Raw genomic sequence first — 17377 nt, 5'->3', positions numbered from 1 at the left:
CTACAGCGCGCCGAACATCCGCGGCGGCCAGACGCCCGCGATCGCGCGGCCGATCAAGCGGTCGTCGCCGACGGTGCCAAAAATGCGCGAATCTTCGCTGTTGGCCCGGTTGTCGCCGAGAACGTACACGGAGTTCGCCGGGACGACGACCTCGGCGAAGGTGCGGTCGTCGGGATCCTTGACGTATTGTTCGCGCAGCGGCGCGCCGTTGGTATAGACGCGCCCTCGATCGATGCGAATGCGGTCGCCCGGAACACCGACGACGCGCTTGATGAAAACCTCTCGATCGTCGCCTTCGTGGCGGAAGGCGACGATATCGCCGTGCTTCGGGCTGCCGAGCCGATAAGCGAACGTATTGATGAGAACGAACTCGCCGGAGTGGATGTGCGGCTCCATCGAGAGCCCCGAAACCTCCGGCAAACGCATGAAAAAGGCCGCGATCAGAACGGAGAGTACGGCCAGCTGCAGCGCCAGGCTCGCGATCGACCGCCATCGCAAGATGCGGGGCACGCGGTTCGACTTCGCGCAGGCGCCTACAGAATCTTGGCTTCCGAGGGTGGCCAGAAGATCAGAAAGGCGCGTCCGGTGAAGCCGCCCTGCGTCCCTTTGCGCGGCCCGGCGGCGAACGCTCCCTGATCCTGTGCAAAGCCCCAGATATGTGAATCCTCGGAGTCGTTCCGGTTGTCGCCGAGCATGATGTAGCAATGCGGCGGAATCTTGTCCGGGGCGGTCCAGCTAGAGGCGGGCGGAACATTCGCCGAGCTGGGATCGAGGCGCTGCCAGCCGACGCCGTAGCTCACGTAGATGCCGTAGTCGCGGATCTCCAGGCTGTACGCCGGCTTTTCGGCGATATACGGCTCTCGCAGCGCCGTGCCGTTGAGGTACACGCTGCCTCCGGAGACTCGAAGCCTGTCGCCGGGACGCCCGATCACGCGCTTGATGAAGTCGTCCGGCGTCGGGACGGGCGGCGGGAAGACCACGATATCGCCTTCGTTGGGCCGGTGAAAGCGATATTCGAACTTGTCGACGAGCAGTACGTCGTGAATCTGCAGCGTGGGCAGCATCGACCCCGAGGGAATGTAGTAGGTCCGCGCCACGAACGTGATGAGAACCCACGCGGCCAGACCGGCAATGATGAACGGATCGAGAAACTCGCGGGCAATCGCCGTGCTGCGCCCCGCCGATCCAGCGACGACCGGACGCAGCGAGAGCACCGCACGGGCAACGGCGATGATCGCGACGATGGCGAGCAACTCGTAGGGCGTCATTACCGGCTATTTCTCCAAAACGCGCAGGCGGTCGAGCGGCCAAACGATCGCGAACGCTCTGCCGGTAAATGCCGCTGTGACCTTGCGCCGGGCGAGCGGGCCGCCCGCAAAGCGTCCCTGCAGCTGCGCGAAGCCCCAGACGTGCGAGTCGTCGGAATAGTTTCGGTTATCGCCCAGAACGAAATAGAAGCCGTTCGGCACGCGGTCCGGTGCCTGCCAGAGGGCGCGCGGCGGCACGTTTGCGCTCCGCGAGTCCAGCGGCGCGCCGTTGACGTAGATCGCGTAGTTTCGGATCGCCAGGTCGTAGGCCGGCGGCTGGTTCTCGTAGGGCTCGGCCAGGCGGAGGCCATTTCGGAAGACGGCACCGTCACGGATGGCAATCGTGTCACCCGGCACGCCGATAACGCGCTTCACGAAGTCGTTTCCGCCGGCGGGAACCGGTGGAATGAATAGGGCGATGTCGCCGTCGTGCGGGCGCGCCAAGCGATAGGCAATCTCATCGACGAGCAGCACGTCGCGGACTTGCAGCGTCGGCACCATGGAGACCGACGGAATATAGAACGTCCGGATGACGAACGTGATCAGAAACAGCGCGACTAAGCCCACGATGATGAGCACGTCGAGCAGTTCCTTGAGGGTCGCGTTCCCAACGCGCACGCTCCACTTTGCGAAGGCTCCGGCAGAGAGAGCGGCCCGAGCAATCGTTAAAAGGCAGAGGAGCCCTACGAGCTGGAGCGGTGTCAGAGCGGCGCGTCAGGTTCCTTTGGCTTTCTTTTCCTTGATTCGGGCTGCCTTGCCGACCTTCTCGCTCAGATAGTAGAGGCGGCTGCGCGAGACGATGCCGCGCCTCCCGACTTCGATGCGCTCGACGCGAGGGCTGTGCAGCAAAAAGGTCTTTTCGACCCCGACGCCATGCGCGATGCGCCGAACCGTGATCGATTCGGCGGCGCTGCCGCCTTTGCGTACGATGACGACGCCTTCGAACATTTGCGTCCGCTCCTTGCCGCCTTCGACGACCTTGGAGTAAACCTTCACCGTGTCGCCGGGGCGAAATTTAGGGACGTCCTGCTTGAGCTGGTCGCGTTTGAGCGCGTCGATCACGTTCATTTATCTGTCTTCCTGAGTGCTGGCGCGGCGGGCGCAACGAATAGCCGGGCACGGAGCCCGGCAGAACCCCCGTATCCTATCACGGGCTTTCCTCGAGGTGCAAGGCGTTATCGAGCAGCGCATTATCGAGCAGGTCTCGGCGCCGTCCGGCGGTTCGAAGGCGGGACTGCTCGCGCCTCCATCGTGCGATCTTGGCGTGGTCGCCCGAGAGAAGCACCTCCGGCACGTCCACGCCGCGGAACGTTGCCGGCCTGGTAAAGCTGGGATAATCGAGCAGGCCGGCCGAGAACGACTCGTTTTCGAGCGACTGCGGGCGGATCGTCCCGGCAAGCAGCCGGATTGCCGCATCCATGAACGCGAGCGCCGGAATTTCGCCGCCGGTCAGGACGAAGTCGCCAAGCGAATACTCCTGGATTGGATAGAGCCGCCCGAGGCGGTCGTCGATCCCTTCGTAGTGTCCGCAGACGATGACCACGCGGTCGAGGGCGGCGAGCCGCTGCGCGTCTTGCTGGTCGAACGGCTTGCCGCTCGGGCTTGGGACGACGATCAGGCGGCGTTCGTCCGCGGGGGCCCCTGCCAGAACGCGGTCGAGAACGCGAGCGATCGGCTCGATGCGCAGCACCATGCCCGGTCCTCCGCCAAAGGGTGCGTCGTCGGCGCGTTCCCCCTCCTCGAGATAATCGAGGAGGTGGAGGTAGCGCACGTTTGCGATTCCCGCCTCGACCGCGCGTCCGACGATAGAGAGGCCGACGAAGGGCGCGAAGACTTCGGGAAAGAGCGTGATGACGTCGATCTCGAACACCGCGCAGAGTGTTCCGGAATCGACGGGAATTTGCTTGCGCGCTCGAGGCTCTGGGGAGGCGCGATTTTGCCCGAGCCCAAGCAGAGCTCACTGCCCTGCTTGAGGGGGCGTCGGACGACCTGGAACGCGCCTTCCTCTTCAACAAGCGAGGTGTAGCGCGCATCGGGCTCGAGCTGCGCGAGCTTGCGTGTGACGATTTTTCCGCGGCGCTAGAAGCAAACGCGCGCCACGCGCCGGCGCTGACCAATCTCGGCAACCTGCTGCTCGAGGCGGGCCGGGTCGAAGAGGCGATCGCGCACTACGAGCGCGCGGTCGAGAGCGACGGCGATTACGCGGTCGCGTATTTGAATCTCGGGGTCGCTTATAAGCGTGCGGGCCGCATCGCCGAAGGGGTGCGCGCGCTGCGCTGCGCGCAGCGCTTGGAGGACCGGCAGAGAGCTACCGCTCTGCGCTCTTTCCCGCGGTTTCGTTCGCGGTGATCCCTTCGAGATATTGGAACAGCTGCGGCAGGCTGATGCGCTCCAAGGCCGTTTGCTCGTGGATGGCTTCCCCGTCGGCGCCTTCGTCGCGGAGGTAGCAGCGAGTCTCTACCGCGCCTTCACTTCCGCTGACGAACGACACCGCAAAACCGCGGCCGGGAGCTTCGTCGTAGATGCGCATCGTTTCGGGATTGAGAATCTCGATGGAATGCGCGGCGTCGTGCGCATCAAAGATCAGAATTTTCAGGTCGTCGAAGTTCGTTACTTCGATCAGGCCGACGACGAAGATGCTCTTGGTCGAGAAAAACTCGTGCCCGCGCTTGCTGCGGCTCGAAATTTCGTAAAAGACTCGTCGTGCAACGAATCGGTTGAGAATCTTTCGCAGGGTCGCTAGCGAAGCGAGCGTTTCCGTGCGATTGCCGCGGGTATAGACGATCTTCACGGGGGCCCTCATGCTTGCACAGCCCCGCAGGGAAGCCCTTCTCCGGGTCGGCGGAAGTCTGCAGGCGTTCGCGGAAAGGCGAGGCTGCGATGTTCTCGGTACCCGATATCCTCGTCGTCTCGGTGCTCGCGCTCTTGCTCTTTGGGCCGGATCGTCTGCCGGGCCTCATGCGTCAGGCCGGGCGCTTCATGCGCGAGGTCCAGAACACGTCGCACTCCTTTATTTCTGAAATGGAGCGCGCCGCCGATGCGGGCGACGCGCCGCCGAACCTCTATCCGATCGAGCCTCCGCCGGCGCCGCCGCCCGAGCCCCCGACGGGCCCGGCAAGACGGCTAGACGACGACGCTTAAATATTGAAGTTCTGACGGATCTCCGTGATGCGCTGCTGGACGATCGAGCGCACCTGCGAGTGAAGCCGCTCTTTCTGTTCGTCGGGCAGCCGCCGGTAGACCATGTAGCCGGCGGCCGAAAGAAGGCCGCCGAGCAGCCCGGCGAGGACAATTTTTCCGGCCTCACCGGCCCCGTCATCATCGCTCGGCGCGGGTTCTCCGAAGGCGTTCTGGTGCCCATTCCCCGGCCGCGGCGAACTCGACCACGGCTGGTCGGCGGGAGTCGTGCGAAAACTTTCAGACATCGTGTGAGTCTCCTTTGGGTCTGCCAAGCTTGTTACCCTGATTGGAGCGTCCCGTTTCACGTTTTCCCGATTCGTTCGCAGGCGAGGCTTACGTGCTCCGGATAGCGCCGGGCGACCTGCGCGACGGCGAGCTCCGCCGTGGCGAGGATCGCGGCGACGCTTTCTTTATCGCGGGCGCTTGGGGCGCAGTCGATTCGCAGCCTCCCGGACTCTTGCGTGGCCTCGATCTCGCCGCCGGCGTAGTGCTCGAGGCCGAGCCGGGCGGCTTGGAGCACGGCCGAGATCGCAGCGCAGACGATGTCCTGCCCGTACTCGTCAAAATCCGCATGGCCGCAAGCGAATACTGCCGCGAGACGATCGCGGTCGTCCCGGAAAAAGACTACCTCGAGCACACGGCCTGCGCTCCCGCTAAGGGAGTGTAATCTTGGTGATTTTGACTTCGGCGAACGGCTGACGGTGGCCGTTGAGCTTGCGAACGCGCTTCTTGGGCTTATAGCGGAAGACGAGAATCTTCTTGTCTTTGGCCTGGCGCAGAACGGTTCCCGTAACGGAAGCGCCGCTCAAAATGGGGCTGCCGACCGCGACGTCGTCGCCGTTGGCTGCGAGGACGACCTTATCGAAGGTGACGTCCGAGCCAACCTCGGTGGCGACCAGGTCGCAGCGGATAACGTCGCCCTCGGCGACTCGGTACTGCTTCCCGCCGGCTTCGATGATCGCGTACATAACTTCGGTACGATACCAGGGAGGGCGGCCGCAGTCAACGGGGCAGGGCGAGCTACAGTCCGGTTGCTACACCGACGAACGCGCCCCCCTTCTCGCCCGCGATCGTGTCGACGAGGGTCCCGGCGGGATAGGCGTACTCTTCGATCTCGTTGCGCTCGAAGTCGGCGACGAAGAGGCGCGTTCCCTGGCGGTTAAAAGCGATCGACCAGGGCCGGCCGCGATGTCCGAAGCGCCGCAACGGCTTGCTCGCGCCTCGGGCGAAGACCTCGATCTCGCCCGCGTAGTAGTTGGCGGCAACCAGATCGTCGTGCTGGTCGAAGGCCAGGCCGAAGTAGGAGCCGCGCTCGAGCCCGAGGTTGTGCCCCGGCCCGCTGGATCCGGGCGGAAATTTAGCCACCGCGCCGTTTCCCGTTAGGTCGACATAGCTAACGTAAAGATTGCCGTGACGATCGAGCGCCATGCCGTAGAGGTACTCGAAACTCGGGTCGGTGATCTCGTATTCGGCCTCCGTACTGCCGGCGGGATAGTAGTTGACGAAGCCGGCGTCTTCAAGAAGGAACGTGTTCGCGACGTAGGCATTTCCGGAACGGTCGACGGCAACCGCATACGGTTCGTGCCCGGCATCGTCGAGATATGAAAACGGCACGGGCCTGCCGAGATCGAAGATGTAGGCGCCGTTGCCGGCCGCTTCTGCGACGTACACGTTCCCTTTCGCGTCGGTAGCCAGACCCGCCGGCTCGAGATTGAGCTGAGTGAACTGCATAAACGGGCGCTGATGCAATCCGTTTTGGTCGAACACGTCGACGACGTTGTTGAACCAGTCCGAGGCGAAAACGACTCCTCCGCGTACGGCGCGCGCCGGCGGCGCGGTGCGTGCTGCCGCCGAGGGCAGCGTGTGCAGGGCCGGAAACTCGCCGGTGCCGCCCGGCGCGGGTCCCGAGCACGCGGCGAGCGCGAGGACGAAAAGGCCGACGCGTTTCATTTCGCCGCTGCCGGAGAGATCGCGACACCCGCGGCGTCGCCGCCTGGGATCAGTGGAATCGTTTCGATCAGTTTCCCGCGCGGATAAGAGAAGACGTCGACCTGCGGCGTTTCGCGATTCTGATTGATATAGAGCTTGGTCTGCGCCGCGTTGAACGCGAGCCCCCAGGGCCGCGGCGGCGTCGAAAACGTGAACTTCGGCGTTTTCGATTTCGGTGTATAAACGTATACTTCGTTCGCCAGCGCGTCTACCACGACCATGTTGCCGGCGGCGTCGAACGCGATGCCCACCGCGGTGCTGAATTGCAAGCCGAGGTCGATTCCGGGACCGTGCGAACCGGGCGCAAACATACCGATCCGGCTGTTTCCGGATGGATCGTCGTGGACGACATACAGATTGTTTGCGGCGTCCAACGCCATCCCGAAGACGATCGCGATTCCAGGATCGCTAATCGAATACGACGGTGTCAGCGATCCGCCGGTGAACACGTCGACCTTATCCGTGCACCCCGAGCAGTCGGTACCAACGTAGACACTACCGTCCGCACCGACCGCCACCGTCGTGGCGTAGACATCGGGGGAGAGCGTCTCATACGGCCTGCGCGTGCCGGGAGCATAGACTTGTACGTTCCCTGGGTCGTTCACAACGTATAAGTCTCCCGACGCGTCGACGGCCAGCGAGTTCGGATAGTAGATTCCGGCGCTGATCTGGCCGATCGGCGCGCGATTCTTTCCTGACTCGCGGTAAATGAGCACGACGCCGTTGAGATAGTCCGCGACGTAAAGCAGGCCCCGAGAGGCGCGCTTTGCTGCGGTTGGGGCGGTTTGCGCTACCGGCGCGATCCCGGGAATCGAGGCGACGCCGCCGGGGGAACCGTTCCCGCAGCCCGCGAGCGCCGCGAGCGGCAAAACCAAAGAGATGAACTGAAGTCGCACGATAGACACCCGTATCCTTGTGCGTGCTGGTACAGCGCGGATTTCAGAGGAGCCGAACCGGCCTCCCCCTGCCGTCTTGACAAAGCCGGCAGTTCGCAGTATTAAAGAGTAGTCTAGAAAATAGAGTAATCTGGAGGAACAACGATGTACGACGCGAGCCGGCGCTCGGGAATCTGCGCCGGAAAGCTGATCTTGTTTTGGGGCATCTACGGATGCGCAATGGCCTCACTGGCCGCATCGGTGCGAGCGGCCGGCGGCAGCGACCTGGTGGCTTGGGGGCTGGCACTGGGGGCCGGGTTCGCGCTCGCCTTCCTACTGGGAGAGATTTAGCGTGGATCCCGGCCTTACCGCGCCGCAAGCGCGCGATCACATCGAGATGGTCGACCGCATCCTGGCCGAGTCTCACCCGCGGCTCTGCAGCGGCGGTGAGTTTTTCGTCGTTTGGGGCCTGATCTCGGCGTACATTACCGTGCTTTCCGAGCTGGTCGCTCGTGCGGCCCTTCCGAAGCCGATCTTATGGACGATTCCGGCCGTCTTGGCAGCCGGCGCGATCTTTTCGATCGTTCGCGGCGCGCAGACGCGCCGGCGAATCGCGCGTACTTCGCTGGTTCAGCGCGAGTTCTTTAACGTACTCTGGCTGACGCTTGGGTTGGCCTTCGTCGTCGACATCGCCGCGTTTCGAATCTTTCCCGGTCTCGCGTCGGCGGCAATCTGGAGCGTGGCCGAAGCGATCGTGCTGCTCTTTATCGGGATGCACGGCAATCGCCGCGCGCAGCTCGCGGGCGTCATCGTGGTCGTCTCGCTCGTCGCCGCCAACTTCGTTGCCTCGAACCTCGCGGCGTACGTCCTGGCCGCGGGAATGCTCGGCGGATATGCAGGGTTCGGCCTGAGCGAACTGGCTGCTCGCGACTGACGCCAAAATGGACGAGCTGCTGCTATCGAAAGTGCGCCTCGGCGTCGTCGCCGCTTTGCTGAACTACGATTGGGTCGCGTTCTCCGAGCTAACGCGCTCCGTCGACGCAACCGCCGGAAATCTCGGCGCGCACTTGCTCAAGCTCGTTGAGGCGGGCTATGTCGACGAGGAGAAAAGCTTCGTCAATCGACGGCCGCTAACGCGGTACCGGTTGACCAAACGCGGCCGGAGTGCCTTCGCCGCGCATGTCTCGCAGCTGCAGGCTCTCTTGAAGGCGGTACGCTGATGGTATTGCAATTCGAAAACGTCGTGAAGAGTTACGGGTCCGTTCGCGCGCTCGATGGGTTGTCGTTTTCGCTCGAGCGCAACGAAATCGTGGCGCTTCTCGGCCCCAATGGCGCGGGTAAAACCACCGCGCTCGAAATCGCGCTCGGATTGCGCAGCCCCGATGCGGGAAGCGTGACGCTCTTTGACGGCTCGCCCCGAACGCTTGCGGCGCGCCGCCGCCTCGGCGTAACGCCGCAGGAGAGCGGATTTCCCGACATGCTCGCCGTCGAGGAGATCGTCGCTTTCGTTCGGCGTCACTACGAGTCGCCGGCGGACGAAGCGCAGACGCTCGAAGCCTTCGGGCTGCACGATTTACGCAAACGCCGCGCGGGAACGCTCTCCGGCGGCGAGGCGCGCCGTCTGGCGCTGGCCTTGGCGTTCGTCGGCAACCCGGAGCTGATCGTGCTCGATGAGCCGAGCGCCGGGCTCGACGTACAGGCGCGACGCGGGCTCTGGGAGTTCGTCCGCGAGTCAGGTCCCCGGCGGTCGATACTCTTCACGACGCACTACCTCGAGGAAGCGCAGGCCTTGGCGTCCCGGATTTTGCTCATCGACTGCGGGCGTCTGCTCTTCGATGGAACCTCGCAAGCACTGCGCGAGCGCGTCGGCGGCCGCCGATTGACGTACGTTGGTGAAAACGGGCCGGTCGTCTTCAATGCGGGCGATACGGATGCTTACGTGCGCGACCTCGTTGCGTCGGGAGCGGTGTTCAAGGATTTGGAGATCACGAAGCCCTCGCTCGAAGAGGCCTTTCTTTTGCTGACGGGAGGTGCCGCATGAGCACTCTTGGACTCGTCCGCGCGCATGTGAAGGTGCAATTCCTCGACCTGCTGCGCTGGCCCGGATACGTCGTTCCAACCGTCGTCTTTCCGGCGATGTTTTACGTCCTGTTCGATCTGCCGTTCGCCCGCAGGAACGCCGAGGTCGCCGATACGACGGCGCTTGGCTTTATCGCGTTCGCGATCGTCGGCGTAACGCTGTATCAGTTTGGCGTCGGCATTGCCCAGGAACGCGGACGGCCTTGGGAGCGTTACCTTCGCACGCTGCCCGTCGGCGCGGGGGTGCGGCTCTGCAGCCGAATCGTGACCGCGGTGCTCTTCGGATTGATCACCGCTGCCGTCGTGGCCGCCGTCGCGCGGGCGCTGACGCCGATCGATCTGCGCCTGCTGCAATGGCTGCAGGTATTACTCTTTTCGATGGCCGGCGGCGTGCCGTTCGTGCTGATCGGAGTCTCGATCGGCTACTGGACCTCTGCGCGCGCCGCGGTACCGATCGCCACGGCCTGCAACCTGTTGCTCGCCTATGCGGGCGGACTCTGGATTCCGCCGCAATACCTGCCGGATTTCGTGCAGCGGATCTCGCCGTATCTTCCGACGCGGATGTTCGCGGATCTGTTGTGGAGCGTCACCGGGACCGGGCGTGCGCCGGCTGCTCTGGCGGGGCTGGCGCTCTACACGCTGATCTTTGCCGCCGTCGCGACGATCGGATACCGCCGCGACGAGCGAAAGCGTTACGCTTAGGAGCCCGTCGGGCTATGCCCAATTCTCGTCTTTGGGCCGCCTTTTGTCCGAATACGTCGTTGCTCTTCGCTCGCAAAGCGCTGCTTTTGTCGCTCATCGCGCCTCGTCTTCGAACAAAACTCGGCGCCAAATCCGAAAATTGGGCTAACCCGACGGGCTCCTAGCCCAGCTCGTACGCGGCGCGCAGTCCCTCGTCGAAGGCGCGTACCGCGTCCAGCTCCGTTGCCTCTTTTGCGCCGCCGACGACGCGATATGGAACTCCGAGCCGCTGGATCTCGGGCAACAGCGAATCGTTGCGTTCTTGGCCGGCGGCGATCACGACGCTGTCGGCCTCGACGAAGCGAGCGATCCCATCGGCGTCGCGAAAACGAATGCCTCCCGGGACGATCGCGTCGTATTCGACATTGACGAAGCTGTCGACACCGGCGGCGCGCAGCGCCGCAAGGACCGCCCAGCGCGTCGTCTTGCCGATGTGCTGGCCGATCGGGCGCCCGCGCCGAAGCAGCGCGACTTGCTTTCGTCCGGTGACGATCAGCGTTCCGTCTTCGAGCGCGGCCAAACTCTGCTCGTAGAGAAAGCGCGTGCTTTCGGAGGCGCCGGTCTCTCCGAAGCTCAGGTAGTGTGCGACGTCGACCCCGATTCCGCCGGCCCCGACGATTGCCACTCGCGGCCCGGCGTCGGCGTTGCCGAGCAGGAGATCGGCGTAGTTGATGACGTGCGGAAGGTCGCTGCCCCGGAGCGTTATCCGCCGCGGTACGACTCCGGCCGCGAGGATCAGTCCCGCGAACCCTTTGAGCGCGCGAGCGTCGCGGCAGCGTTCGCCCAAGCGTATTTCAACGCCCAGCCGCGCGAGCTCGTTCGCGTAATAGCGAAGCGTTTCGTTGAAGTCCCCTTTGCCCGGGATGCGTCGCGCCATACGGAACTGTCCGCCAAGCTCCGGTTCGGCTTCGAAGAGGACGACTTCATGTCCGAGAGCGGCGAGCGCGCGCGCGCTCTCCATGCCCGCCGGTCCCCCGCCGATCACGGCAAAACGCCGCCGCTGCGAATCCTGCGCTGCCCGCTCGGGAAACTCGAGTTCGTGCGCGGCACGGGGGTTGACCATGCACGAGACCGGAGCGTCGATTAGCGACCGGTCGATGCAGGCTTGATTGCACGCAATGCAGGTATTGACCAAGGCCGCTCGACCGGCGGCGGACTTGGCGACGATGCGCGCGTCGGACAGAAACGGACGTGCCATCGAAACGAAGTCCGCGCTTCCCGCTGCGATGACGGCATTCGCCGCAGCTAAGTCGTTGATGCGATTGCTGGCGATGACCGGCAACTCCGCAGTGGCGCATTTGACGCGTGCCGCAAAGCGTATCCAGGTACCGCTTGGAACCATCTGCTGGACGGTCGGGATCGACGACTCGTGCCAGCCGATGCCGACGTTAAGTGCGTCGACGCCGTCACTGTTCAGGGCGCGCGCGAACTCGAGGGTCTGCGCGGGGGTCGTCGATCCGGCCATCAAGTCGGTGCCCGAAATGCGAAAGATGACTGGATACGTGCTGCCGGCAGCGCTGCGGATCGCGCGCAGGACCTCCCGCGGGAAGCGCATGCGCCGGAAAAAGTCTCCGCCCCATGCGTCGTCGCGCCGGTTCGTTAGCGGTGAGAGAAACTGATTGAGCAGATAGCCTTCGGACGCCATCACCTCGACGGCGTCGAATCCGAGTTCGCGCGCGCGCGTAGCGCCCTGGGCGAAGTCGCCGATCGTCTCGAGTATCTCGGCGTCGCTCAGCGCGCGCGGCGGATCGGGAGAGAAGCGTGACGGTATCGCGGACGGCGCAACCGGTTGGATGCCGAACGACGACCGATAGGCGTAGCGCCCGGCGTGGAAAAGCTGAAGCGCGATGCGCCCGCCCGCGCGGTGCACCGCTTCGACCGCTTGCAGCAACGGCCCGTGCGAAGCCGGATCGTTGATGAAGCTATAGTTTCGTCCGCCGGCTCCGGCTAAATTGACGCACGAGCCGCCGGTCACGATGAGCCCGGCGCCGCCGGCGGCGCGCTGCGCATAAAAGGCGGCAAGTGCCTTGCCGTCCGACTCGATGCCGAGGTGCATCGAACCCATCACGATGCGATTTGCAAGCCGCAGCGTGCCGATCGATCCGGCCTCGAGCGCGTGCTCGAACAACGCGGGCGCCTAGGTTCCTAAAGCGAGAGCGGCGGTGACGTATCTGCGAAGAAGGGCGGGGCGATTACGCTCAGGCCCCCGTCGACGCAGATCGTTTGCCCGGTGATGTACTCCGATTCGGGCGCGAGCAGGAACGCGATCGTGTCGGCAACCTCCTGCGGCGTGCCCATCCGCGCCTTTGGGATCTTGGAGAGCACGCCTTCGATCGGAGCCATTCCCGCGACGTTCTCATAAAAGTAGGCACACGACTCGGTGTCGATGAGGCCGCCGTTGACCGCGTTGACGTTGATGCCGCGCGGCGCGAACTCAACGGCCATGTAGCGAACCCAGGCTTCGACCGCGGCTTTGTTCGAGCCGAGATTTGCATACGTCGGATAGGCTCGCATGCTGCCGTAGCTCGAGAGCGCCACGATGCGTCCGCCGTCGTTCATCAGCTCGATCGCGCGCTGCGCGCCCAGCACGAAGGCCCGCACGTTGAGCGCGTACGACCGGTCGAGATTGTGAGCTTTTAGCTCCTGGATTTTCTTGAACGAGCTGGCCGCTGCGTTGGACACGAAATGATCGAGACGGCCGTATTCGCCGTGCACGCTCTCGAAGAGGCGCTCGATCTGCTCGGGCTCCTCCATATTGGCTTGGACCGCGATCGCGCGCGTACCCAGCGCCTCGATTTCCGCTACCGCTTCCTGCGCGAGCTGCGCGTTGCGATTGTAGTTGATGACCAGCGTCGCGCCGTCGCGCGCGAGCGTTAGCGCGAGCGCGCGGCCGATCCCGCGCGAACTCCCGGTCACCAGCGCAACCTTTCCTTCGAAACGACGGTTCATGCGCTCTCCCCTCCGGAACCGAGCAGCTCGCGGGCGATGACGGTTTTTTGAATTTCGTTGGTGCCCTCTTCGAATCGCTGCGCGCGCGCGTCGCGGTAGACTCGCTCGATCGCGTGGGGCTGCCAAAACCCGCTGCCGCCATGAATTTGCAGCGCTCGATCGGTCACGCGCGTCAGCATGTCGACGGCCTGCAGCTTCGACATCGACGATAGCATCGTGGCCTCGCCGCTCCCGCCCTCCCATTGCCGAGCCGCGTGCAGCACGAGTTGCCGTGCCGCCTCGATATCGGTCGCGTTCTCGGCGATCATGAAGCGGATCGCCTGCCGCTGCGCGAGCTTTTTGCCGAAGGTTTCCCGCTTGCGCGCGTACTCGATGGCGAGCTCCTGCGCCCGTCGCGCGAGGCCGACGCAGCTCATGGCGACCGAGATCCGGCTTGGCGTCAGAAAACCGCCGAGCGCGATATCCAAACCTTGTCCCTCCGCTCCCAGCCGGTTCGCAACGGGAACGGGGGTCCGCTCGAAGGACAGCTGCCCGTGATCCGTTCCGCGAACGCCCATCGACTCGTCCATCTCGACGACCCGCGCGCCCGGCGAGCGGCGGTCGACGAGCAATGCGACGGTTCCTTCGGCGCCGCGCGTTCCCGCAAGCCGCGCGAAGAGCAGCCAGTAGTCGCAGATCGTTCCGAACGTGATCAGGTGCTTTTCGCCGCTAAGGTAGTACGTATCGCCCTCGCGCTCGACGCTGCAGCGAAGGTCGGCTCCCGTCCCCGCCGTCGGCTCGGTCAAGGTGAAGGCGACTTTCAGCTCGCCTTGGATCGATGGCAGAATGAAGGACTGGCGCTGCTGCGCCGTCGCGAACCGGTCCATCGCACGCCACGTGCCGTTGACGACGTGAACGATCATGCGAATCGAAGCGTGTGACATCGAAAAAAGCTCGATGAGCTCGAGATAACGCGAGAACGGAATGCCCCGGCCTCCGTACTCGACCGGCGCCGCCAGCGAAAGGAAGCCTCGGTTGCGCAGTTCGTCCCAAAGTTCGAGCGGGACGTGCCGGTCACGCTCGATGCGCTGCGCCCATTCTTCCCCGCGGCCGGCGACGTAAAGCGCGATCTCGTCGCGAAGCGCGGCGAACGAGGCGTCGTCGAACGCGGGCGCTGCGTCGAGCTGCTTCAAGAAACGTTCGCCTTGTCGCGCTCGTAGGCTCGCAGCTCGCGCGCGCGCTCGCGAAGCAGATATTTCTGCACCTTACCCGACGGGGTGCGGGGCAGCGCGTCGACGATCTCGAGACGTTCGGGCCAATAGTGCTTGGAGGCTTGGCAGGCGTACAGATAGTGCTGCATCTGATCGAAGTCAAAGCGAGATCCCTCATGCAGCGCGGCGAATGCACAGGCGCGCTCGCCGAGACGCGGATCGGGCATGGCGACGATGGCGATCTCCGCGATCGCCGGATGGTCGCTCAACAGCTGTTCCATCTCCGCGACCGGAATTTTTTCGCCGCCGCGATTGATGACGTCGCGCACGCGTCCGGTGATCCGGATGTATCCGGCTTCGTCGATGATTCCGAGATCGCCGGTCTTGAACCACCCGTCGGGCGTATAGGCGGCGGCCGTCCATTCGGGATGATCGGCGTAGCCGACGAACATCGTCGGCGAGTGCACCTCGAAGTGCCCTTCCTGACCGGCCGGGAGCCTGCGCCCTTGCGCGTCGGTGATGCGCAACTCGATTCCGCGCAAGGCGCGGCCGTCGGTTCCCCAGACCTTCGCCGGCTCGTCGGTAGGAGCCGCGAGCGATCCCAGACACGATTCGGTGGTACCCCAAGCGCCGCAGACTGCGGTGCCGAGAACGCGCGTCGCGCGTTCGGCCATGCCCCGCGGCACGGCGGCACCGGTCGCGACGAAGATTCTCAAGGCCGCCGGCGCGCGCTCTCCGCTTTCGACGGCGTGCAGGAGGTCCGCCAAAAACGGCGTTGCCGCCTGCACGAAGGTCCCGTCCCAATCGTTGAGCGCGCGCAGCGCGCGCGATGCATTCCAGACCGGCTGAACGATCTGCGCGACGCCCATCACGAGCGCGAGCCACATGCCGTAGAGAAAGCCGGTCTGGTGCGCGAGCGGCGAGGGGATGAAGATCCGGTCTTGCGCTCCGAGGCCCAGGTGCTCGACTTCCATCGCGGCGGCGCGCATGAGGACGTCGTTACGGTGCAGTACGCCTTTTGGTTCACCCGACGTACCGGACGTAAACAGCAGCTGCGCGATCGCCCGAGGATCGCTGACCCGCGCGTCGAGCGCGGCCCGGTCAATCTGAGTCGTTCGCAGTGCATCCTGATAGCGTAGCCAGTGAACCGATTCGTCGTCGTACTCTTGCACGGGTAACGCGTACGGCTTGCGGCCGCCGGCGCAGACGACGACGTGCTCGAGCCGCAGCGGAAGGTCCCCGCTGAAGACGCGCGTCTCCCCGAGCATCGAAGCAACCTCGCCGGCGTGCCGGCGCCCGCGCGCCTCATCGGGTACGAACAGGACGCGCGCGCGCGACCGCCGCAGGCAGAACGCAATTTCGCGCTCACGAAAGATCGGCATCAACGGGCAGCAGACCGCGCCGATGCGCAGCACCGCCAAGGAGATGATGACGAACTCCAGCTGGTTGGGCAGTTGATAGGCGACGCGTTCACCGTAGCGCACGCCGAGGTTGAGCAGCAGGGTCGCCGTGCGTTCGACGCGTTCGAGCAGCTCTTCCCACGTAAGGGCGACGTCACTTCCTTCGCGGGTTTCGACGACGGCGAGGCCGACGGGCGACTCTTTTGCGTTGCGATTGAGCAGCTCGTTGATCGTCAGCGCGGCAGCACGGTCGGGTTTCGGGATCGCGGGTGCGTTCTTGCCGCCCGCGAGGCGGGCGTTCGCGGGGGTGTCCGACGTCGCCATCGCAACGCCGATGCTGCGCATCGCGTCGAGAAAGCGCGGATACGAGATCCGGTACGCGTTTGGGTACGTCAGCGTGCTCTGACCCTCCGCGCGCGAGGCCGCGACCGCCAGCGACATCAGAATCCGGTGATCGTTGAACGACGACAGGTGGGCTCCGAAAAGCTGCGAAACGCCGTGCGCCACCAGCCGGTCGTCGTGGAGCTCGAGGTGTCCGCCCATGCGGTTGAGCTGCAGCATCGCCGCGACGCGATCCGACTCTTTGAGGCGGACGTGTGCGATGTTCTCGAGCACCGTCTGCCCTTTCGCGAACGTACCGAGCGTCGAGAGGATCGGCAGCATGTCGGGAATGTCGCGGCAGTCGACGCGCACGCCCCGCAATTCGATTCCGTCGTGGCGCACGCGCACCGCGTGGGCGTGCGTGTCGTATTCGATCGGGAGGCCCATTTCCCGAACGATCTCCATAAACGCCCCCTCGGGGTGGTCGGGAAGCTCACCCGGGAGCTCTTGCAGTCCGCGAAAGAGCACGTCGGAGGGATGGAGTGCGGTGACCGCGAGCCCAAAGGCCGCCGAGCCGATATCCGGCGGCAGCGCGACGGTCGCGGGGCGCGCCTCCTGGCCCGGCTCGACGTCGAAGCGTCGCCAATCCGGCGAGATGCGGACGTGAAGATTGAAAGCGCGCATCATCTCGACGGTCAGCGCGATGTACGGGCGTTCGTTGAGCTCGCCTTCGACTTCGATCGTCGTGGATTGCGTCGCGAAGGGAGCCAGCAGCAACACTCCGGATATCCATTGAGAGAGCGTGCCCGGGATGACGATCGTCCCGCCCCGCGGCCGGCTCGGCGAGATCGCAATCGGTGGACAGCCGGCGGCGGATTCGAAGCGAACGCCCAGCTGCGCGAGCGCATCGAGCAGCGGTCCCACCGGACGGCGGCGGAAGTACTTCTGTGCCGTCAACGTTACCGGCGAGTCGGCCAGGGATGCCAAGCCGATCATGAAGTAGAGCGTCGAGCCGGAGCTGCCGACTGAAACGACCTTGCGCTTCACGCGATACGGGCCGCCGGAGACGAGCAGCGTTTGCCCTTCGACTTCGATCTTCGTCCCTAACGCCCGCAGCACGTCCATCGTGAACTGCACGTGGCGAGCGTCGGAAAGCCCGAGTATCCGGCTCGTTCCCGGCGCGAGCGATGCCAGAATGAGCGCCCGGTGCGCGTGATATTTCGAGTTCGGTACCTCGACCTCACCGGTCAGCGGCCCGCTCGTTCCTTTGACGAGTAGATTCATCGGCGTCCTACCTCGAGGCGTTTAGCCTGCAACCTTCCGAGCATTAAGGAACGCGCCCTGCT

The 17377-nt window shown here is 64.6% G+C and carries 22 protein-coding genes; 7 read left to right on the top strand and 15 right to left on the bottom strand.

Annotation, left to right across the window (positions count from 1 at the left end; translation table 11 throughout):
• The 5 genes from lepB (VGG51_06025) to trmD all read right to left on the bottom strand — a co-directional run bounded on the left by lepB (VGG51_06025) (window position 1) and on the right by trmD (window position 3177).
• Complete coding sequence (gene lepB / locus VGG51_06025; GenBank protein HEY1882583.1) at window positions 1-510, bottom strand: signal peptidase I; 510 nt, start codon at window positions 508-510, stop codon at window positions 1-3.
• Between the two features lie 23 nt (window positions 511-533).
• The gene (gene lepB, locus VGG51_06020; protein HEY1882582.1) at window positions 534-1268 is read right to left on the bottom strand and encodes a signal peptidase I; all 735 of its coding nucleotides are present in this window, start codon (window positions 1266-1268) and stop codon (window positions 534-536) included.
• Window positions 1269-1274: 6 nt separating this feature from the next.
• The gene (gene lepB, locus VGG51_06015; protein HEY1882581.1) at window positions 1275-1925 is read right to left on the bottom strand and encodes a signal peptidase I; all 651 of its coding nucleotides are present in this window, start codon (window positions 1923-1925) and stop codon (window positions 1275-1277) included.
• 96 nt (window positions 1926-2021) lie between these two features.
• Window positions 2022-2375, bottom strand: a complete 354-nt coding sequence (gene rplS, locus VGG51_06010; protein ID HEY1882580.1) for a 50S ribosomal protein L19 — start codon at window positions 2373-2375, stop codon at window positions 2022-2024.
• A 79-nt stretch (window positions 2376-2454) separates the two neighbouring features.
• Window positions 2455-3177: a tRNA (guanosine(37)-N1)-methyltransferase TrmD gene (gene trmD / locus VGG51_06005; protein HEY1882579.1), complete on the bottom strand. Its 723-nt coding sequence runs from the start codon at window positions 3175-3177 to the stop codon at window positions 2455-2457.
• 8 nt (window positions 3178-3185) lie between these two features.
• On the opposite strand from trmD, the gene VGG51_06000 reads away from it, so the two are divergent.
• On the top strand, window positions 3186-3656 hold the full coding sequence (locus tag VGG51_06000) for a tetratricopeptide repeat protein (GenBank protein HEY1882578.1): 471 nt from the start codon (window positions 3186-3188) through the stop codon (window positions 3654-3656).
• Here the strand turns inward: VGG51_06000 and VGG51_05995 are convergent.
• A complete protein-coding gene (locus VGG51_05995; protein ID HEY1882577.1) occupies window positions 3616-4098 on the bottom strand; it encodes a hypothetical protein in 483 nt (160 codons plus the stop codon). The two genes, VGG51_06000 and VGG51_05995, sit on opposite strands and share 41 nt — an antisense overlap.
• An 89-nt stretch (window positions 4099-4187) precedes the next feature.
• Between VGG51_05995 and VGG51_05990 the strand changes: the two genes are divergently transcribed.
• Window positions 4188-4448 carry a twin-arginine translocase TatA/TatE family subunit gene (locus tag VGG51_05990; protein HEY1882576.1) on the top strand — a complete coding sequence of 87 codons (261 nt, stop codon included), beginning with the start codon at window positions 4188-4190 and terminating at the stop codon, window positions 4446-4448.
• On the opposite strand, the gene VGG51_05985 is transcribed toward VGG51_05990, so the two are convergent.
• Genes VGG51_05985 through VGG51_05965 form a run of 5 tightly spaced genes read right to left on the bottom strand, consistent with a single transcriptional unit; the run spans window position 4445 to window position 7372 of the window.
• Window positions 4445-4732 carry a hypothetical protein gene (locus VGG51_05985; protein ID HEY1882575.1) on the bottom strand — a complete coding sequence of 96 codons (288 nt, stop codon included), beginning with the start codon at window positions 4730-4732 and terminating at the stop codon, window positions 4445-4447. The two genes, VGG51_05990 and VGG51_05985, sit on opposite strands and share 4 nt — an antisense overlap.
• A gap of 56 nt (window positions 4733-4788) precedes the next feature.
• Window positions 4789-5124, bottom strand: a complete 336-nt coding sequence (locus VGG51_05980; GenBank protein HEY1882574.1) for a ribosomal-processing cysteine protease Prp — start codon at window positions 5122-5124, stop codon at window positions 4789-4791.
• A 16-nt stretch (window positions 5125-5140) separates the two neighbouring features.
• Window positions 5141-5455: a 50S ribosomal protein L21 gene (gene rplU / locus VGG51_05975; GenBank protein ID HEY1882573.1), complete on the bottom strand. Its 315-nt coding sequence runs from the start codon at window positions 5453-5455 to the stop codon at window positions 5141-5143.
• 52 nt (window positions 5456-5507) lie between these two features.
• On the bottom strand, window positions 5508-6437 hold the full coding sequence (locus VGG51_05970) for an NHL repeat-containing protein (protein ID HEY1882572.1): 930 nt from the start codon (window positions 6435-6437) through the stop codon (window positions 5508-5510).
• Window positions 6434-7372, bottom strand: coding sequence for a hypothetical protein (locus VGG51_05965; GenBank protein HEY1882571.1), 939 nt, complete (start codon window positions 7370-7372; stop codon window positions 6434-6436). The genes VGG51_05970 and VGG51_05965 overlap by 4 nt, the downstream gene beginning before the upstream one ends.
• Window positions 7373-7516: 144 nt before the next feature.
• On the opposite strand from VGG51_05965, the gene VGG51_05960 reads away from it, so the two are divergent.
• The 5 genes from VGG51_05960 to VGG51_05940 are packed head-to-tail and all read left to right on the top strand — an operon-like array spanning window position 7517 to window position 10132.
• Complete coding sequence (locus VGG51_05960) at window positions 7517-7702, top strand: hypothetical protein (GenBank protein HEY1882570.1); 186 nt, start codon at window positions 7517-7519, stop codon at window positions 7700-7702.
• 1 nt (window position 7703) lies between these two features.
• Complete coding sequence (locus VGG51_05955; GenBank protein ID HEY1882569.1) at window positions 7704-8285, top strand: hypothetical protein; 582 nt, start codon at window positions 7704-7706, stop codon at window positions 8283-8285.
• 7 nt (window positions 8286-8292) lie between these two features.
• Window positions 8293-8571: a transcriptional regulator gene (locus tag VGG51_05950; GenBank protein ID HEY1882568.1), complete on the top strand. Its 279-nt coding sequence runs from the start codon at window positions 8293-8295 to the stop codon at window positions 8569-8571.
• Window positions 8571-9392, top strand: a complete 822-nt coding sequence (locus tag VGG51_05945) for an ABC transporter ATP-binding protein (GenBank protein HEY1882567.1) — start codon at window positions 8571-8573, stop codon at window positions 9390-9392. The genes VGG51_05950 and VGG51_05945 overlap by 1 nt, the downstream gene beginning before the upstream one ends.
• Window positions 9389-10132, top strand: coding sequence for an ABC transporter permease (locus VGG51_05940; protein HEY1882566.1), 744 nt, complete (start codon window positions 9389-9391; stop codon window positions 10130-10132). The genes VGG51_05945 and VGG51_05940 overlap by 4 nt, the downstream gene beginning before the upstream one ends.
• A 160-nt stretch (window positions 10133-10292) precedes the next feature.
• Here the strand turns inward: VGG51_05940 and VGG51_05935 are convergent, their stop codons facing one another.
• From VGG51_05935 to aroA, 4 genes are read right to left on the bottom strand one after another with little or no spacing between them, the layout of a single operon-like run.
• Window positions 10293-12299 carry an FAD-dependent oxidoreductase gene (locus VGG51_05935; protein HEY1882565.1) on the bottom strand — a complete coding sequence of 669 codons (2007 nt, stop codon included), beginning with the start codon at window positions 12297-12299 and terminating at the stop codon, window positions 10293-10295.
• Window positions 12300-12316: 17 nt separating this feature from the next.
• On the bottom strand, window positions 12317-13120 hold the full coding sequence (locus VGG51_05930) for an SDR family oxidoreductase (protein HEY1882564.1): 804 nt from the start codon (window positions 13118-13120) through the stop codon (window positions 12317-12319).
• Window positions 13117-14292: an acyl-CoA dehydrogenase family protein gene (locus tag VGG51_05925; GenBank protein ID HEY1882563.1), complete on the bottom strand. Its 1176-nt coding sequence runs from the start codon at window positions 14290-14292 to the stop codon at window positions 13117-13119. The genes VGG51_05930 and VGG51_05925 overlap by 4 nt, the downstream gene beginning before the upstream one ends.
• The gene (aroA, locus tag VGG51_05920) at window positions 14289-17315 is read right to left on the bottom strand and encodes a 3-phosphoshikimate 1-carboxyvinyltransferase (GenBank protein HEY1882562.1); all 3027 of its coding nucleotides are present in this window, start codon (window positions 17313-17315) and stop codon (window positions 14289-14291) included. Before aroA ends, VGG51_05925 begins: the two co-directional genes overlap by 4 nt.
• Between the last annotated feature and the right edge of the window lie 62 nt (window positions 17316-17377).

This window comes from Candidatus Cybelea sp., from assembly GCA_036489315.1.
In the GTDB taxonomy this organism is placed as follows: Bacteria; Vulcanimicrobiota; Vulcanimicrobiia; order Vulcanimicrobiales; family Vulcanimicrobiaceae; genus Cybelea.
The sequence above is the reverse complement of the archived record's forward strand: the minus strand, read 5'-3'. Positions and strand labels throughout refer to the sequence as shown.

What these genes read in the sequence shown, in the direction of transcription:
- VGG51_05985 (HEY1882575.1), bottom strand. Translation starts at nt 4,732, where the DNA reads ATGTCTGAAAGTTTTCGCACGACTCCCGCCGACCAGCCGTGGTCGAGT.
- VGG51_05930 (HEY1882564.1), bottom strand. Translation starts at nt 13,120, where the DNA reads ATGAACCGTCGTTTCGAAGGAAAGGTTGCGCTGGTGACCGGGAGTTCG.
- rplS (HEY1882580.1), bottom strand. Translation starts at nt 2,375, where the DNA reads ATGAACGTGATCGACGCGCTCAAACGCGACCAGCTCAAGCAGGACGTC.
- VGG51_05940 (HEY1882566.1), top strand. Translation starts at nt 9,389, where the DNA reads ATGAGCACTCTTGGACTCGTCCGCGCGCATGTGAAGGTGCAATTCCTC.
- VGG51_05990 (HEY1882576.1), top strand. Translation starts at nt 4,188, where the DNA reads ATGTTCTCGGTACCCGATATCCTCGTCGTCTCGGTGCTCGCGCTCTTG.
- VGG51_05970 (HEY1882572.1), bottom strand. Translation starts at nt 6,437, where the DNA reads ATGAAACGCGTCGGCCTTTTCGTCCTCGCGCTCGCCGCGTGCTCGGGA.
- VGG51_05960 (HEY1882570.1), top strand. Translation starts at nt 7,517, where the DNA reads ATGTACGACGCGAGCCGGCGCTCGGGAATCTGCGCCGGAAAGCTGATC.
- VGG51_05945 (HEY1882567.1), top strand. Translation starts at nt 8,571, where the DNA reads ATGGTATTGCAATTCGAAAACGTCGTGAAGAGTTACGGGTCCGTTCGC.
- aroA (HEY1882562.1), bottom strand. Translation starts at nt 17,315, where the DNA reads ATGAATCTACTCGTCAAAGGAACGAGCGGGCCGCTGACCGGTGAGGTC.
- VGG51_05950 (HEY1882568.1), top strand. Translation starts at nt 8,293, where the DNA reads ATGGACGAGCTGCTGCTATCGAAAGTGCGCCTCGGCGTCGTCGCCGCT.
- lepB (HEY1882582.1), bottom strand. Translation starts at nt 1,268, where the DNA reads ATGACGCCCTACGAGTTGCTCGCCATCGTCGCGATCATCGCCGTTGCC.
- rplU (HEY1882573.1), bottom strand. Translation starts at nt 5,455, where the DNA reads ATGTACGCGATCATCGAAGCCGGCGGGAAGCAGTACCGAGTCGCCGAG.